Source organism: Streptomyces sp. NBC_00341 (assembly GCF_041435055.1).
Taxonomy (GTDB): Bacteria; Actinomycetota; Actinomycetes; order Streptomycetales; family Streptomycetaceae; genus Streptomyces.
In genome coordinates this window covers 89,841-107,910 of the sequence record NZ_CP108003.1, presented here as the reverse complement: position 1 = coordinate 107,910, position 18,070 = coordinate 89,841, and the positions used below count along the sequence as shown (strand labels likewise).

2 protein-coding genes (1 of these 2 running past the window's edge) are annotated in these 18,070 nt (G+C 74.5%); both read right to left on the bottom strand.

The genetic code is table 11. The annotated features are described in order from the left end of the window. Positions 1 to 6,014, bottom strand: the start of a protein-coding gene (locus OG892_RS39305; protein WP_371631791.1) for a type I polyketide synthase. 13,168 nt of this gene lie to the left of the window's left edge; 6,014 of the gene's 19,182 nt are visible here — the first part of the coding sequence; the start codon lies at positions 6,012 to 6,014; the stop codon falls past the left edge of the window. Further along, positions 6,011 to 18,070 (bottom strand): SDR family NAD(P)-dependent oxidoreductase, encoded by a 12,060-nt coding sequence (locus OG892_RS39300; RefSeq protein WP_371631790.1) that lies wholly within the window; start codon positions 18,068 to 18,070, stop codon positions 6,011 to 6,013. Before OG892_RS39300 ends, OG892_RS39305 begins: the two co-directional genes overlap by 4 nt.

Sequence of the window (18,070 nt, the reverse complement as noted above, 5' to 3'; positions counted from 1 at the left end):
TCCCCCACCACAACCGCCCGATGCTCGAACCGCGCCCGGGACGACACCAACGACCACCCGACACCCACCGGATCAGTGCCGTCCGCCAGCGGACGCAGCGCCTCGGCCTGACCCCGCAGCGCGGCAGCACTCCGCCCCGACAGAATCCACGGCACCACCGAAGGCGACAGCGTTCCCGAGCCGGTCTCGTCGTCCGGTTCCGGTGCCTGCTCCAGGATGAGGTGCGCGTTCGTGCCGCTCACCCCGAACGCCGACACGCCCGCACGCCGGGGCCGGTCCACGTGCGGCCACTCCCGCGCCTCGGAGAGCAGCTCCACCGCGCCCGCCGACCAGTCCACGTGCGACGACGGGTTGTCCGCGTGCAGCGTTCTCGGCAGTTCGCCGTGGTGCATCGCGAGGATCATCTTCATGACGCCGGCGACACCGGCGGCGGCCTGGGTGTGGCCGAGGTTGGACTTGACGGAGCCGAGCCACAGCGGCCGGTCCTCCGGGCGGTCCTGGCCATAGGTGGCCAGCAGCGCCTGCGCCTCGATCGGGTCACCCAGCGAGGTGCCCGTACCGTGCGCCTCCACGACATCGACGTCGGCGGAGGTCAGTCCGGCATTGGCCAGTGCCTGCCGGATCACCCGCTGCTGCGCCGGGCCGTTGGGCGCCGTCAGACCGTTCGACGCGCCGTCCTGGTTGATCGCGCTGCCCCGGATGACGGCAAGGACGCGGTGGCCGTTGCGCCGGGCCGCCGACAGCCGTTCCAGGACGAAGACCCCGGCGCCCTCCGAGATCCCCATGCCGTCGGCGTCCTCGGAGAAGGCCTTGGAACGGCCGTCCTCGGCGAGGCCGCGCTGGCGGCTGAACCCGATGAACCCGAGCGGTGAGGAGCCGATGGAGGCCGCTCCGGCGAGCGCCATCGAGCACTCCCCGGACAGCAGTGCCTGGGAGGCCAGGCGCAGGGCCACCAGGGCGGAGGAGCATCCGGTGTCGACGGTGACGGCCGGGCCCTCCAGTCCCAGGGTGTACGAGATGCGCCCGGAGGCGATGCTCGTGATCGAGCCGGTGAGGAGGTGGCCCTCCACTCCCTCCGGGAGCTGGCGCAGGCCCGTGCCGTAGCCGCCGTGACCGACGCCGACGAACACACCGCACTCGCTGCCGCGCAGGCTGTGCGGGTCGATGCGGCCGTGCTCGATCGCCTCCCACGACGTTTCGAGGAGCAGCCGCTGCTGCGGGTCCATGGCGAGGGCCTCGCGGGGCGAGATGCCGAAGAAGTCCGGGTCGAAGGAGCCCGCGTCCTGAAGGAAGCCGCCCGAGCGGACGTACGAGTGCCCCTCGTCGTCCGGGTCGGAGCTGAACAGCCGGCCGAGGTCCCAGCCCCGGTTGTCGGGGAATCCGCTGAGGACCTCGTCGCCCGCCGTGACGAGGCGCCACAGGTCCTCGGGCCCGGCGATCCCGCCGGGGAAGCGGCAGCCCATCCCGATGATCGCGACGGCGTCGTCGTTGTCGGCCGCGTCGGCGGAGATCTGTGCGATGGCGGGCTCGAAGCCGGGCTGTTCACCGAAGAGGGTGGCGTGCAGGTGCTGTGCGAGGCGGGTGACGTTCGGGTGGTCGAAGACGAGTGTGGTGGCGAGCTTCAGGCCGGTCGCCGTGGTCAGGGCGTTGCGCAGCTCGACCGCGAGCAGCGAGTCGAAGCCGAGGTCGCGCAGCGGCCGCCCCTCCTCGATGGCGTCCGGGGACGTGTGTCCGAGGACCGTCGCCGCGTGGGCCCGTACGAGGTCGCGCAGCGCGGTCTCGCGGTCCTCCGCGGGGAGCGGGCGCAGGCGCTCCCGCAGGCTGTTCGCCTCGGTGGTCCGGGTGTGGTCGTCCTCGGTGCCCGGGTCGCCCTCCAGGACGGCGCGGGCCTCCGGTATGCCCTCGATCAGGGGGCGCGGACGGGTGGCCGTGTACGCGGGGGTGAAGGCGTCCCAGTCCACGTCGCCTATGGCGAGGAACTCCCGGTCGTCGGCCATGACCTGCCGCAGTCCGGCGATCGCGGTCCGGGGTGCCATGGCCGCCAGGCCGTGCCAGTTGAGCGAGTCGCGGTCAACGGTGCCGCCCAGTCCGCTGCCGTCGTCCGCGGACCACAGGCCCCAGGCGATCGTGGTCCCGGCCAGGCCGCGGGCGCGCCGGCTGCGGGTGACCGAGTCGAGGTAGGCGTTGCCGGCCGCGTAGGAGCCGTGGCCGCCGGCGCCCCAGACGGCCGCGACGGAGGAGTACAGGATGAACGCGTCGAGTTCCGTGCGGTCGAAGATCCGGTCGAGGTTGGCCGTCCCCGCCAGCTTCACCTGCGCGCCGGTCTCGAACTCCGCCAGGTCCGTGCCGGTGAGCGGGGCGGTACCGCCGGTTCCCGCGCTGTGCACGACTGTTCTGATCGGTGGGCCGTCCGCCTCGATCCGCTCGACGAGCCGGGCCAGTGCCGGGTAGTCGGATGTGTCGCAGGCCGCGATGGTCACCCTGACGCCCAGGGCGCCGAGTTCTTCGGCGAGTTCGGGGGCGCCGGGGGCGTCCGGTCCGCGCCGGGAGGTCAGCACCAGGTGTTCGGCACCGGCCTCGGCCAGCCAGCGGGCCGTGTGCGCGCCCAGGCCGCCGGTACCGCCGGTGATCAGCGCCGTACCGCTCGTCCGCCACGGCTCCGCGGCGGCGCCCTCCAGCGGAGAACGCCGCAGCCGGCGCAGCAGCGCCGCACCCGAACGGATCGCGAACTGGTCCTCCGGTCCGCCTGCGGCGACCACCGCCGCCAGGCAGTCGGCGTCCTGCTCCGTGAATGCCTCGGGCAGATCGGCCAGGCCGCCCCACCACTGCGGGAACTCCAGGCCGGACACCAGCCCGAGACCCCAGCTGCTTCCCTGTACGGGATGGCCGACCCGGTCACCGTCGGCCGCCGAGACCGCGTCCTGGGTGCACAGCCAGACCGGTACCGGTGTGTCCAGGTCGGCCAGCGCCTGCGTCAGCAGGACGTTGAGCGCCAGGCCGGTGGAGAGTGCGGGCCGCTCGGGGTGCGGGTTCTCGTCGAGGGCCAGCAGGGAGAGCACCCCGGTCGCGTCGGGGTGCTCGGCCAGGAGCGTGCCCAGCTGCTCCCGGTCGAGGTCCGCGGTGAGCCGCAGCTCGGTGACCTGCGCACCGCGTTCGCGCAGGCTGTGGCTGATCAGCCCGGCCGACACGTCACGGTCCTGCTGTGCTGCCGAGGTCACCAGCAGCCAGCGGCCGAAGAGCCCGGCCGCGGCGCGGGCCGGACTCGGCACCCAGTCGACGCCGTAGCGCCAGGAGTCGAGCGCGGATGTCGCGCGCACGGGTGCGTTCTCGTCCTCCAGCCAGTAGTGGGCGCGCTGGAAGGCGTAGGTGGGGAGGTCGGTGGTCTGCGCACCGGCCGGGGCGAAGTAGGCCGCCCAGTCGACGTGGGCGCCGTCCGCCCACAGGTGGGCCAGGGCCGCGACCGTGCTGGCCGGTTCGGGGCGCTTGCGGTGCAGGAGGGGGACGGCGACGGCGTCACCGCCGTACGTCTCGTCGATCGCGCCGATCAGGCCGGCGTCGGGGCCGAGTTCGACGAATCGGGTGACGCCGAGGGCCTTCAGGCGGGTGACGGCGTCGGCGAAGCGGACCGTGCCCCGGACCTGGTCCGCCCAGTAGGCCGCGGTGAACTCCGTGACCGGCTCGCTCGTCAGCGTGGAGACGATCGGGATGCGCGGACTTCCGTACGTCAGCTCCGCCGCGGCCTCGGTGAACCGGGCCAGCATCGGCTCCATCAGGGCCGAGTGGAAGGCGTGGCTGACCTCCAGACGGCGGCTCTGCCGGTCGGGCAGGAGAGCGGCCACCGCTTCGACGGCCTCGGCGGTGCCGGACAGGACCACCTGGCCGGGGGCGTTGACCGCCGCCACCGATACGCCCTCGACCAGCAGGGGTGTGACCTCGTCGAGCGTCGCCCGGACCGCCCGCATCGCACCGCCGGCGGGCAGTGCCTGCATCAGTTCGGCGCGGGCGGCGACCAGCCGGCACGCGTCGGGCAGGGACAGCACACCGGACACGTGCGCGGCGGCCAGCTCACCCACCGAGTGGCCGACCAGGTAGTCCGGCCTGACACCCCACGACTCGACCAGCCGGAACAGCGCCACCTCGACGGCGAACAGCGCGGGCTGCGCCCAGCCGGTGGTCTTCAGCGCCTCCGCGTCGGTGAACATCACTTCGCGCAGACCGTCGAAGTACGCGCACACCTCGTCCAGAGCGGCTGCGAACACCGGGAAGGCCTCGGCCAGTTCCCGGCCCATGCCGGCCCGCTGGCCGCCCTGGCCCGAGAACACGAACCCGGTCAGACCGTCACCGGCGAGCCCGGACACCACGCCCGCGACGGGTCCGCCCGCCGCCAGCGCCGCCAGCCGGGTGCGCAGTTCGTCCGTGTCCGCGCCGAGCACGACCGCCCGGTGCTCCAGTCCGGTACGGGCGACGGCCAGCGACAGGCCCACGTCCGCCGGGTCCAGTCCGCCGACCGCGGACGCCAGCCGTTCGGCCTGCGCGGGCAGCGCGGACGCCGTCCTCGCGGACACCAGCCACGGGACGAGCGGCAGATCCGCCCGGCGCGGGGCGGCCTCGGCCCCGGCCTGCTCCGGCGCCTCCTCGATGATCACGTGCGCGTTCGTCCCGCTGGCGCCGAACGACGACACCCCGGCCCGCCTGGGCCGGTCGCCCGGGGCCCAGTCCCGCTCCTCCGAGAGCAGTTCGACCGCACCGGCCGACCAGTCCACATGCGTCGAAGGGTGCTGCGCGTGCAGTGTTCTGGGCAGCAGCCCGTGCCGCATCGCCAGCACCATCTTGATGACCCCGGCGATGCCGGAGGCCGCCTGGGTGTGGCCGATGTTGGACTTGACGGAGGCGAGCCACAGCGGCTGGTCGTCGGCACGGCCCTGGCCGTACGTGGCGAGCAGCGCCTGCGCCTCGATCGGGTCGCCGAGCGAGGTGCCGGTGCCGTGCGCCTCGACCGCGTCCACCTCGGACGCGGCGACATCGGAGTTGGCCAGCGCCTGCCGGATCACCCGCTGCTGCGAGGGGCCGTTGGGCGCCGTCAGGCCGTTCGACGCGCCGTCCTGGTTGGTGGCGGTGCCGCGCACCACGGCCAGTACGCGGTGGCCGTTGCGCTGTGCGTCCGACAGGCGTTCCAGGAGCAGGACGCCGATGCCCTCGCCCCAGCCGGTGCCGTCCGCGTCGTCGGAGAAGGCCTTGACCCGGCCGTCGACCGCGAGTCCGGACTGCCGGCTGAACTCGGTGAAGTTGCGGGTCGAGCCCATCACGGTGGCGCCGGCCGCGAGGGCCAGGGAGCACTCGTCGTTGCGCAGCGCCTGCACCGCGAGGTGCAGCGCGACCAGGGAGGACGAGCACATGGTGTCGACGGTGACGGCGGGCCCTTCCAGGCCCAGGGTGTAGGCGATGCGTCCTGACAGGACGGCGCCCGAACCACCGGTCAGCAGATGGCCCTCGACACCGTCCGGTGCCGTCCGCACCGAAGCGCCGTAGCCCTGGTGACTCGCTCCGACGAAGACGCCCGCGCGTTCACCGCGCAGGCTCTCCGCGTCGATGCCCGCCCGTTCGACGACCTCCCAGGAGGTCTCCAGGAGGAGCCGCTGCTGCGGGTCCATGGCGAGGGCCTCGCGCGGCGAGATGCCGAAGAACCCGGCGTCGAACTCGGCGGCGCCGTGCAGGAACGCGCCGTGCCGGGTGTAGCTGGTGCCCGGGTGGGCGGGGTCCGGGTGGTAGAGGTGCTCCAGGTCCCAGCCGCGGTCTGCGGGCAGGTCACCGACGAGGTCGGCGCCGGCCGCGATCAGGTCCCAGAACTCCTCGGGAGTGTCGGCACCAGGGAAGCGGCAGCCCATCGAGACGATCGCGATGGGCTCGCGCTGCTTGTCCTCCAGCTCCCGGACCCTTCGGCGGGTCGCCTGCAGATCCGCAGTGACTCGGTTCAGATAGTCCCGCAGCCGCTGTTCGTTCGCGCCACTGCTCATCGGATGCCCAACTCCCGGTCGATCAGGTCGAAGATCTCGTCGTTCGTCGCCGCTGCAAGGTCTTGGTGCGGGGCGTCGGTCTCTGTTTCCGGTTCGGCCCGGCGCAGCAGGGCACCCAGCCGGCCGGCCAGGTCGAGGCGGTTGAAGTCCTCGTCCGGCAGTGCCGCCAGCTGGGCTTCCAGCCGCTCCAGTCCGGCCAGTACGTCAGGTGTCCCGCCGCACAGCTCGTCCCACAGCCGGCGGGCGAGTGCGGCGGGGGTGGGGTGGTCGAAGACGAGCGTCGCGGGCAGCCTCAGGGCTGTCGCCACGTTCAGCCGGTTACGGAACTCCAGCGCCGTCAGGGAGTCGAAGCCGAGCTCCTTGAACGCCCGGCGGGGCCGGATGTCCTCCGGCTGCCCGGCCTTGAGCACCGCGGCCGCCTCCCGTCGGACGAGTTCCACCAGCGCGCTCTCCTGTTCCTCCGGGGACAGGCCGGCCAGCCGGTCAGCGAGTGCCGTGGACCGTTCCGGGCGGGGACCGGTGTCCTCGTCCCGCTGCCGCGCCACCGGCTGCGCCTCGGTGAGCGCGGCGACCAGGCGGCGGTCCCGCGTCATGGTGTAGAGGGGGAGGAAGCGGGCCAGGTCGAAAGAGGCGATGGCGACCGCGGCGTCGCCGTTGCCGACCGCGAGCGCCAGCGCCCGTACGGCCGATTCGGGCCGCATCAGGCGCATTCCGCGCCGGGTCAGCAGGTCGGAGACCTCACCCTCGACCATGCCGCCGCCGTCCCAGGCCCCCCAGGCGACCGACGTGGCCGCCGTGCCCCGGGCGCGCCGCGTCTGTGCGAGGGCGTCCAGGTAGGCGTTGGCGGCGGCGTATCCGGCCTTGCCCGCGTCGCCCCACGTACCGGCTCCGGAGGAGAACAGCACGAAGGCGTCCAGGTCCAGGTGGGCGGTCAGGTCGTCCAGGTGCCGGGCGCCTTCGGCCTTGCCCCGCATGATCCGGGCGAGTTCGGCGGTGGACAGGTCCCCGACGGGGACCTCCTGCTGGGTGAGCCCGGCCGCGTGCACGACGGCCGTCAGCGGCTCGGCGGGATCCATCGCGGCGAGGACGGCGGCGAGCTGGTCCGCGTCACCGACGTCGCAGGTGGCGATCGTCACCCGGGCGCCGAGCGCGGTCAGTTCCCCGCTCAGCTCCCCGGCGCCGGGGGCGTCCGTGCCCCGGCGGCTGGTCAGCACCAGGTGCGCCGCGCCGTTCCGGGCGGCCCAGCGGGCGACATGGGCGCCGAGGGCGCCGGTGCCGCCGGTGATCAGGACGGTGCCACGCGGCCGCCACGGCTCGGCCCCGGGCGCCGGGGCGGGCACCAGGCGCCGGGCGAGGAGCGTGCCGTCACGCAGGGCGACCTCGGTCTCGCCGGTGGTTTCTGACAGCACCTCGACGAGCCGGCCGAGCGCTTCCCCGTCCAGCCGGTCCGGCAGGTCGATCTGCCCGCAGAGCCGGTCGGGTTCGTCGAGGCCGAGCACCACGCCGAGCCCCCACACCTGAGCCTGTACGGGGTGCCGGACGGGATCGTCCGGGCCGGTGCCGACCGCGCCCCGGGTCGCCAGCCACAGCGGGGCGTCGCCGGCCAGGGCCCGTACGCAGGCGACGGTGTCGGCCAGTCCGGTGCTGAGCGCCGGTTCGTCGGGGTGGGGCCGTTCGTCGAGTGCGGCCAGCGACAGCACGCCGTCGATCCGCTCCGGCAGCCGGGCACCGTCCCGGACCAGTTCGCGTACACCCACCGGGTGCACGGTCGCGCCGTGCCGGGCGAGCCCCGCGAGCACCGCGCCGACGAGGCCGGTGTCCACCGGCTCGTCGGGGGTCACCACGAGCCAGTCGCCGGTGAGCACCGGGGTTCCGTCGGCGGGCACCGGGGTCCAGTCGACGCGGTAGCGCCAGCCGTCGACGAGGGCGCGCTCCTGTTGTGCGGCCGCCTCCGCCGGGGCTTCGAGCCAGTGGCGCCGGGGCCGGAAGGGGTAGCCGGGCAGCTCCACGTGAGGGGCGGCGGTCGGGAACGACCGGGCCCAGTCGACGGGGGCGCCACGCACCCATGCCTCGGCCAGCGAGAGCAGGAACCGCTCGCCGCTTCCGTCGTCGCGGCGCAGTGAGCCGACGGCGAAGGCCTCGGCGTGGTCGGAGACGGTCTCCTCGACCGCGGCGAGCAGCACCGGGTGCGGGCTGCTCTCGACCCAGCATCCGAAGCCCTGCCCGGCCAGTGTCCGTACCGCCTCCGCGAAGCGCACGGGCCGGCGCAGGTTGGCGCACCAGTAGGCGGCGTCGAGCGCAGCGGTGTCGATCCACTCGCCGGTGACGGTGGAGAAGAACGGGATGCGGGGCGGGCGCGGCTCCACGGGGGCGAGCAGTACGGCCAGTTCGTCCAGCACCGGTTCGACGTGTACGGAGTGCGAGGCGTAGTCGACCGGGATCATCCGTACCCGCACATCGCGCTGCCCACAGATCCTGGCCAGGTCCTCCAGTGCGTCCCGGTCGCCGGAGAGCACCACGGAGCGGGGCCCGTTGACGGCGGCGACGGACAGCCGCTCCCCGTACGGGGCCATCAGGTCGGTGAGCTGCTCCTCCGGCAGGGCGACGATCGCCATCGCACCGCGTCCGGTCACACCGGTGAGCACCTTGCTGCGCAGGCACACCACGCGTGCGGCGTCCTCCAGCGTCAGCGCCCCGGCCACACACGCGGCGGCGATCTCGCCCTGCGAGTGCCCCACCACCGCGGCCGGCTCCACGCCGTACGACTGCCACAGTGCCGCCAGCGACACCATCACGGCGAACGACACCGGCTGTACGACGTCCACCGCGTCCAGCGACGGTGCGCCCGGCACGCCGTTCAGCACCTCGGTCAACGACCAGTCGACATACGGGGACATCGCCTTCTCGCACTCGGCGAGCCGCTCCGCGAACACCGGCGACCACTGCGCCAGCTCGACCCCCATACCGGCCCACTGCGCCCCCTGGCCGGGGAAGACGAACGCGGTACGGCCGACCGGTCCGGCCACTGCGGAGACGAGCCGTTCGGCGGGCTCGCCCGCCGCGAGAGCCGCCAGTGCGGGGCCGGGCTCCCCCACGAGGACGGCCCGGTGGTCGAACCGCGCACGGGTCACCGCCAGCGAACGCGCGGTGGCGTACGGGTCGGAGGTGTCCACGAGCGGGCGCAGCGCGGCGGCGCGGGCGCGCAGCGCCTCCGGTTCGCGGGCGGACAGGATCCAGGGAACGGCACCGGTGGGCCGGTCCGCGGTGACGGCGGCCGGCTCGGGTGCGGCTTCCAGGATCACGTGTGCGTTGGTGCCGCTGATGCCGAACGCGGAGACGCCGGCCCGGAGCGGGTGGTCCGTCGCGGCCCACGGCCGGGATTCGGACAGCAGCCGCACGGCGCCCGACTCCCAGTCGACGCGCGAGGTGGGCTCGGCCGCGTGCAAGGTCTTCGGCAGGACTCCGCGGCGCAGCGCCTGCACCATCTTGATGACGCCGACGACACCGGCGGCCGCCTGGGTGTGGCCCACGTTGGACTTGAGCGAGCCGAGCCAGAGCGGGCGCTCGGCCGGCCGGCCGGCGCCGTAGGTGGCGAGCAGCGCCTGCGCCTCGATCGGGTCGCCCAGCCGGGTACCGGTGCCGTGCGCCTCGACGGCGTCGACGTCCTGCGCGGTGAGCCCGGCGGCGGCCAGGGCCTGCCGGATCACGCGCTGCTGGGACGGGCCGCTGGGTGCGGTCAGGCCGTTCGACGCGCCGTCCTGGTTGACCGCGCTGCCCCGCACCACGGCCAGCACGCGGTGGCCGTTGCGACGTGCGTCGGACAGCCGCTCGACCAGGAGGACGCCCACGCCCTCGGCCATGCCGAAGCCGTCCGCGTCCTCCGCGAAGGACCGGCAGCGGCCGTCCGTGGACAGGGCGCGCTGCCTGCTGAAGCTGATCATCGGGGTGGGTGTCGACATCACCGACGCGCCCGCCACCAGGGCGAGTCCGCACTCGCCGGAGCGCAGTGCACCGGCCGCCATGTGCAGGGCCACCAGCGATGAGGAGCAGGCGGTGTCGATGGTGATCGCGGGGCCGGTGAAGCCGAACGTGTACGAGAGCCGGCCGGACGCCACGCTCGGCGCGCCGCCGGTCACCTGGTAGCCCTCCAGTTCACCGGGCATGCCGTGCAGGCGGCCGTAGTCACTGGCCAGGATTCCGGCGAACACTCCGGTGTCGCTGCCCTTGAGGTCGGCGGGGACCACCCCGGCGCTCTCGAACGCCTCCCACGTGGTCTCCAGGAGCAGCCGCTGCTGCGGGTCCATGGCCAGTGCCTCGCGGGCGGAGATACCGAAGAACTCGTGGTCGAACTCGGCGGCCCGGTGCAGGAATCCGCCGGCGCGCGTGTAGCTGGTGCCGTGCCGGTCGGCGTCGGGGTCGTAGAGCGACTCGATGTCCCAGCCGCGGTCGGTGGGCAGGGCGCCGATGGCGTCGCCCCCGTCCATGAGCAGGCGCCACAGGGCTTCCGGGCCGTCGATGTCGCCGGGCAGCCGGCAGGCCATGCCGACGATGGCGAGCGGCTCGTCCGCGGCGGAGGCACGGACCGGTGCGCCGTCGTCGTTCGCGGGCTGCTCGCCCAGGACCTCGCCGCGCAGGTGCTCGGCGAGCAGTGCGGGGGTCGGATGGTCGAAGACGAGCGTGGTGGGCAGCCGGGTGCCGAGGGCCTTGGCCAGCCGGTCGCGCAGACCGACGGCGGTGAGCGAGTCGAACCCGAGGTCCTTGAAAGCCCGGTCGGTGGCGAGGGCCTTCGGATCGCTGTGGCCGAGCACCTTCGCGGTGTGCTCGCGCACCAGGTCCTGGACCAGCTCGCGCTGTGCCTCGTCGGGGAGTTCGAGGAGCCGGGCGCGCAGGGCGGGGGCCGGGCGGCCGGGGTCCCCGGGCACCGCCGGGTCCTGCGGGGCGGCGACCAGTTCGCTCAGCAGCGGGCTGGGGCGGGTGGCCGTGAAGACGGGGCCGAACCGCTCCCAGTCGACGTCCGCGACGGCGACGGCCGTCTCGTCGTGGTCCAGGACGACGTCCAGTGCCCGCAGCGCGCGGTCGGGGTCCAGGAGCGGGAGCCCGGTGGCGGCGAGGATCTCCCGCTGGTCCGGGCCGATCATTCCGCCGCCGCTCCATGGGCCCCAGGCGACCGACGTGGCGGTGAGGCCGCGGGCGCGCCGGCCGGCCGCCAGGGCGTCGAGGAAGGCGTTCGCGGCACCGTAGGCGCCGTGGTCGGCGACGCCCCAGGTGGCCGAGATCGAGGAGAACAGGACGAACGCGTCCAGCGGGGTGTCCGCGAGCAGTTCGTCGAGGATGCGCGCGCCTTCGGCCTTGGCGGCCATGAGGTCCGGCAGGTCGCCGGGGCCGAGGTCCTTCAGCGGGCCCAGCTCGCAGACGCCTGCGGCGTGGAACACCGCTGACAGCGGCCGGTCCCCGCCGATTCCGTCGAGCAGTGCGGCCAGTGCGGAGCGGTCGGTGACGTCGCAGGTCGCGGCCGTCAGCTCGCTGCCCGCCTCGCGCAGTTCGGCGGCGAGCGCCGCCATCTCGTCCGGGTCTCCGCCGTGGCGGCTCAGCAGGATGACCTGTTCGGCCCCGCCCTCGGCCAGCCGGCGGGCGAGCCGGCGGCCCAGTGCCCCGGTGCCGCCCGTGATGAGGACGCTGCCGTGTGGCTGGTAGGACCGCCGTCCGGTCGCGGGGCGCCGGGCCCGGACGAGCCGGCGGGCGAACACGGCGGCGGACCGGATCGCGACCTGGTCCTCGTCCCGGCCCCCGGTGAGCACGGCGGCGAGCCGTTCGCGGGCCCGCCCGTCCCATCGCGGAGGCAGGTCGACCAGGCCGCCCCAGGTACGGGGGTGTTCGACCGCAGCGGCACGCCCCGCTCCCCAGACCGCCGCCGACGCCGGGTCGGGCGCCGGGTCGGAGGGGCCGGTGGACACCGCGCCGCGCGTGGCGCACCACAGCGGGGCGGTGATGCCCGCCGCGTCCAGCGCGTGGAGCAGGGCGACCGTCGCGGCCACCCCGGCCGCGGGCTCCGGTGCCGCGTCCAGGGTGAGCAGGGACAGCACACCGGCCACCTCGTGGCCGGTGGCCGCCAGGGCGAGCGTCGACGCGTCGGGCACACCGTCCGGCAGCGGGCACAGCACCACGGCCGCGCCGGCGTCGCGCAGGGCTCGGGCGGTCTCGCGGTGGTCGTCGGCCGGGCCGGGCGGTGCGACCAGGAGCCAGCTGCCGGCCGGTGGGGTGGCGGAGGTGTCCGGGAGCGGCCGCCAGGCGATCTCGTAGCGCCGGCCCCCGACCGGGTCCGCGTCCGGCACTGCCGCAGCGGGCTCCGTGGCGGACGGCGTCCACCAGTAGCGGTGCCGGTCGAACGGATACGTGGGCAGCTCGGTCCGGCGGCCGCCGGAGCCGGAGAGGACCTCGTCCCAGTCCGGTTCCACGCCGTGGACGTGCAGTTGGGCGAGCGACTCCATGAACCGGCCGGGGCCGCCTGCACCGCGGCGCAGCGAACCGACCGCGACGCCGTCCTCGACACCGGCGCTCTCCAGCGTCTGCTGGATGCCGATGGTCAGCGTCGGGTGCGGGCTCGACTCCAGGAAGACCCGGTGCCCCGACCCTGCCAGGGTCCGCACGGTCTCCTCGAAGCGCACGGTGCCGCGCAGGTTCCGGTACCAGTAGTCACCGGTGAGTTCGGTTCCCGCCAGCACGGTGCCGGTGACGGTGGAGTGGAACGGCACCCGGGCGGGCCGCGGCTCGACCGGTGCGAGCAGCCGCGCCAGTTCGTCCTCGATGGGCTCGACCTGCGCGGAGTGGGAGGCGTAGTCGACCGGGACGGCGCGCGCGTGGATGTCCAGCCGCGCGCACTCGGCCAGGAGCGCGGCGACCTCTTCGGTCCCGCCGGACACCACGACGGACCGGGGGCCGTTCACCGCCGCGACGGAGATCCGTCCGTCGAACCGCGCCACCAGTTCGGCGACCCGGTCGGCGGACTCGAACACGGAGGCCATGGTGCCGCGTCCGGCCAGGGCCAGCAGCGCACGGCTGCGCAGGGCCACGACCCGTGCGGCGTCCCGCAGGCTGAGCGCGCCCGCCACACAGGCGGCCGCGATCTCTCCCTGCGAGTGTCCGACCACGGCCGCCGGGCGGATGCCCCGGGACTGCCACAGTTCGGCGAGCGCGACCATCGTCGCCCACAGCGCGGGCTGCACGACGTCGACGCGGTCCGCGGGCGGGGCGTCGTCGGCGCCCCGCAGTACGTCCAGGAGCGACCAGTCCACGAACTCCGACAGTGCCCGCTCGCACGCGGCGATCCGGTCCGCGAAGACCGGTGAGGTGTCGATCAGTTCCGTGGCCATGCCCTGCCACTGGCCGCCCTGGCCGGGGAAGACGAACACCACGCGGTCATCGCTCGCGGCCGTGCCGCGCACCAGCCCGTTCGCCTCGCCGTCCTCGGCGAGCACCGCCAGCGCGCGGTCCAGCTGCTCGGGTCCGGAGGCGAGCAGTACGGCCCGCTCCGCGAACCGGGCCCGGCCGGTGGCGAGCGTGCGGGCGATGTCGGCGGGACGCGCCGCCCCGCCGCGCAGCGCCGTGCGCAGCCGCCGCGCCTGCTCGCGCAGCGCATCCGGGGTACGGGCGGAAAGGGCGTGGGGCAGTACGGGCCCGGCGGCCTGTGCGGGGGCCGCTTCGAGGGCCGCTGCGGGTGCCGGCCCAGCGGGTGCCGGCTCAGCGGGTGCCGGCTCCGGCTCCGCGGGCTCGGCGATGATCACGTGTGCGTTGGTGCCGCTCACTCCGAAGGCCGACACGCCCGCCCGTCGCGGCCGGTCGCCGGCCGTCCACGGTACGGGTTCGGTCAGCAGCCGGACCTCGCCGGCGGACCAGTCGACGTGCGAGGTCGGCGTGTCCGCGTGCAGGGTCCGCGGCAGCAGTCCGTGCCGCATCGCGAGCACCATCTTCATGACGCCGCCGAGCCCGGCAGCGGCCTGCGCGTGCCCGATGTTGGACTTCAACGAGCCGAGCCACAGGGGCCGTTCGGGAGACCGCTGCCCGTAGACGTCGAGCAGCGCGGCGGCCTCGATCGGGTCGCCCAGTACGGTGCCGGTGCCGTGCGCCTCGACGGCGTCCACTTGGTCGGGGTGCAGTCCGGCACTGGCCAGGGCCTGCCGGATCACCCGCTGCTGCGAGGGACCGTTCGGCGCCGTCAGACCGTTCGAGGCCCCGTCGGAGGCGACCGCCGTACCCTCCACCACGGCCAGTACCCGGTGGCCGTGGCGGCGCGCGTCGGAGAGCCGTTCGAGGACGAGGGTGCCCACACCCTCGGCCCATCCGGTGCCGTCGGCGTCGTCCGAGAACGCCTTGCAGCGCCCGTCCGGCGCGAGCCCGCGCTGCCTGCTGAACTCGACGAAGATACCGGGGCGCGCCATCACCGTCGCCGCACCGGCCAGGGCCAGCGTGGACTCGCCGTTGCGCAGCGACTGCACCGCGAGGTGCAGCGCGACCAGTGACGCCGAGCAGGCCGTGTCCACAGTCATCGCGGGCCCTTCGAGGCCCAGGACGTAGGAGATCCGGCCGGAGGCGGTGGAGCCGGTGGTACCGGTCAGCGCGTAGCCCTCCAGCCCGTCCGCCGCCTCGTCCAGCCGGGGGCCGTACTCCTGCTGCATCGCGCCGACGAAGACCCCGGTACGGCTTCCGCCGAGCCGGGAGGGATCGATCCCGGCCCGTTCCAGGGCCTCCCACGCGGTCTCCAGGAGCAGCCGCTGCTGGGGGTCCATGGCGAGCGCCTCTCGCGGGCTGATGCCGAAGAAGTCGGCGTCGAAGTCGCCCGCGTCGTAGAGGAATCCGCCCTGGGCGACCGTCGAGCCGCCCGGTGCGTCGGGGGCGGCCAGCAGCCGTTCGATGTCCCAGCCCCGGTCCGCGGGGAAGGCCGCCACAGCATCGGTGCCGGAGTTCACCAGCTCCCAGAGGTCCTCGGGCGAGCTGACCCCGCCCGGGAAGCGGCAGCCCATGCCGACGATCGCGATCGGTTCGTCGTGCGCGGGCCTGGCGAACGCATCCGCCGTCCGCGGGGCGGCGGATGCGCCGGCGGATGTGACGGCCACGCGCTGGAGGTGCTCCGCCAGCCGGGCCGGCGTGGGGTGGTCGAAGAGCAGGGTGGTCGGCAGGTCGACGCCGAGGGCCTCGCGGAGCCGGTTGCTCAGCTGGACGGAGGACTGCGAGTCGAACCTGAGGTCCTTGAACGACGTGCCGGCCGGTATCGCGCCGACGTCCGTGTGTCCGAGCACCGCGGCGGCGTGCGTGCGCACCAGCTCCAGCAGAATCCGCCGCCGCTCGTCCTCGTTCCCGGCCTCGGCCAGCCGGGCGGCGGCCGCGCTCCGCGCGGTCTCCTCGTCTCCGGCCTCGGGTGCGACGGAGCCGAACCAGTGGCGACGGCGCTGGAAGGCGTAGGTGGGCAGGTCGACGAGGGCGGGGCGGGGGCCGGGGAAGGCGGCCGACCAGTCGACGTCCACGCCGCGCACCCACAGCTCGGCGACACCGGCCAGGAACCGGTCCAGGCCGCCGTCATCCCGGCGCAGCGAACCGGTGATGACGCTGTCGTCCGCGATCTCCTGGACCGCGGCGGTCAGTACGGGGTGCGAGGAGGCCTCGACGAAGACGCCGTAACCCTCCGCGCCCAGCTTCTCGATCGCCTCGGAGAACCGGACCCGCGAGCGCAGGTTCGTGAACCAGTACCCGCCATCCATCCCCGAGCCGTCCACCAGCTCACCCGTCACCGTCGACAGCAACGGAATGTCACCCGCACGCGGACTGATCCCGGCCAGCTCGACCGCCAGATCCGCCTCCAGCACATCCATCGCAGCCGAGTGCGAGGCGTAGTCCACCGCGATCCGCCGCGCCCGCAACCCCAGCTCCTGGCAACGGTCCACGACCTCCCCGACTGCGGCGACCTCACCCGAGACCACCACCTGCGAGGGACCGTTCACCGCGGCGATGGACACCCGGTCGCCCCAGGCGGCGAGGATCTCCTCCACCCGCGCCGCGCCGGCACCCACCGAGGCCATCGTGCCCGCCCCGCTCGACAGCCGGGCTATCGCCTTGCTGCGCACGCAGACGACCCGCAGCGCGTCCTCCAGGGACAGCGCGCCCGCCACACACGCGGCGGCGATCTCACCCTGCGAGTGCCCCACCACGGCCGCCGGCTCGACTCCGAACGAACGCCACAGCGCCGCCAGCGACACCATCACCACGAAGGACGCCGGCTGCACCACGTCGACGCGCTCCAGCGACGGCGCGTCCGCCGCCCCGCGCAGCACGTCGGTGACCGACCAGTCCACCAGCCCGGCGAGCGCGGCCTCGCACTGCGCGACCGCATCCGCGAATACCGGCGACCCGTCCAGCAGCCGCGCGCCCATCGCCGCCCACTGCGCCCCCTGGCCAGGGAACACGAACACCGTGCGGCCCACCCCGCCGGCGACCCCGGAGACCACGCACGCCGACGGGTCACCGTCCGCCAGGGCACCGAGCCCCGAGGCGAAGTCACCCACCACCACGGCCCGGTGCTCGAACCGTGCCCGGGACGACGCCAACGACCACGCCACGGACACCGGGTCCGGCTCGCCCGCCGCGGTCCTGCCCAGCGCCGCCGCCTGATCGCGCAGCGCACCCGCACTCCGCCCGGACAGCACCCACGGCACGGCCGGTACGGATATATCGACCGCACCGGACACCTCGGGCGCCACCGACACGGCCGGCACGGGAGACGGCACCGGCGCGGGGGCCTCGCTCAGGACCAGGTGACAGTTGGTGCCGCCCATCCCGAAGGCGCTGACCCCGGCGGTCCGCGGGCCGTCGGTCCCGGGCCACTCGGTCGGGCCGGCCACGACGCGCAGGTTGAGGTCGGCCAGCGGGATGTCCGGGTTCGGCTTCTCGAAGCCGAGGCTGGCGGGGATCTGCCGGTGGGACAGCGCGAGCACCGCCTTGAGCAGCCCCGCGGCCCCGGCGGCGGCCTCCAGGTGGCCCAGGTTCGTCTTGACGGAGCCGACCAGCAGCGGTGCGGCGGTGTCGCGGGCGCTTCCCAGCACCTCGCCCAGCGCCGCCGCCTCGACCGGGTCGCCCACCGGCGTTCCGGTGCCGTGCAGTTCGACGTACTGGACGCTGCCCGGGGAGATCCCGGCCGCGGCGTACGCCCGGCGCAGTACCGCTGCCTGAGCGTCCCGGCTGGGGGTGGTCAGCTGCTCGGCGGCACCGTCGTTGTTGACGGCACCGCCGAGGATGACACCGTGGACGCGGTCGCCCGCGGCGATCGCGTCCGGGAGCAGCCGCAGGACGAGGGCGACGCCGCCCTCACCCCGTACGAAGCCGTTGGCGCGGTGGTCGAAGGTGTGGCAGCGCCCGTCCGGGGACAGGCCGCCGAACTCCTCCGCCGCGACGCCGGTCTCGGCGGCCAGGTTGAGGTTCACACCGCCCGCGAGGGCGAGGGTGCTCTCGCCGCGGCGCAGACTCTCCACCGCGGTGTGCACCGCGACGAGCGAGGACGCCTGGCCGGTGTCGATGACGAGGCTGGGCCCGCGCAGGCCGAAGAGGTGGGAGACGCGGTTGGCGATGACGCCTCGGCTCACGCCGGGCATCGCGTGGTGGTTGACCGCGTCCCGGCCGGCGCGTGCCAGCAGGAGCGCGTAGTCGTCGCGCATCGCGCCGAGGAACACGCCCGTCGCGCTGCCGCTGAGGTCACCGGCGACGATCCGGGCGTCCTCGAAGGCCTCCCAGGCGAGTTCGAGCATCAGCCGCTGCTGCGGGTCCATCACGGCGGCTTCCCGGGGGGTGATCCCGAAGAAGCCGGCGTCGAACCGGTCGACCCCCTCGATGAACGCTCCCCAGCGTCCGCCGACCGGTTCACGTCCGGGTGGCACCTGGCCGACCGCGCACTCCCCGTCGCTCAGCAACTGCCAGAACGCTTCGGGATCCGCCGCCCCGGGCAGTCGGCAGGAGATCCCGACGACAGCGACCGGCTCCTCGCCGGTTCCCGGGCGAGGACGAGAAGGGGACAC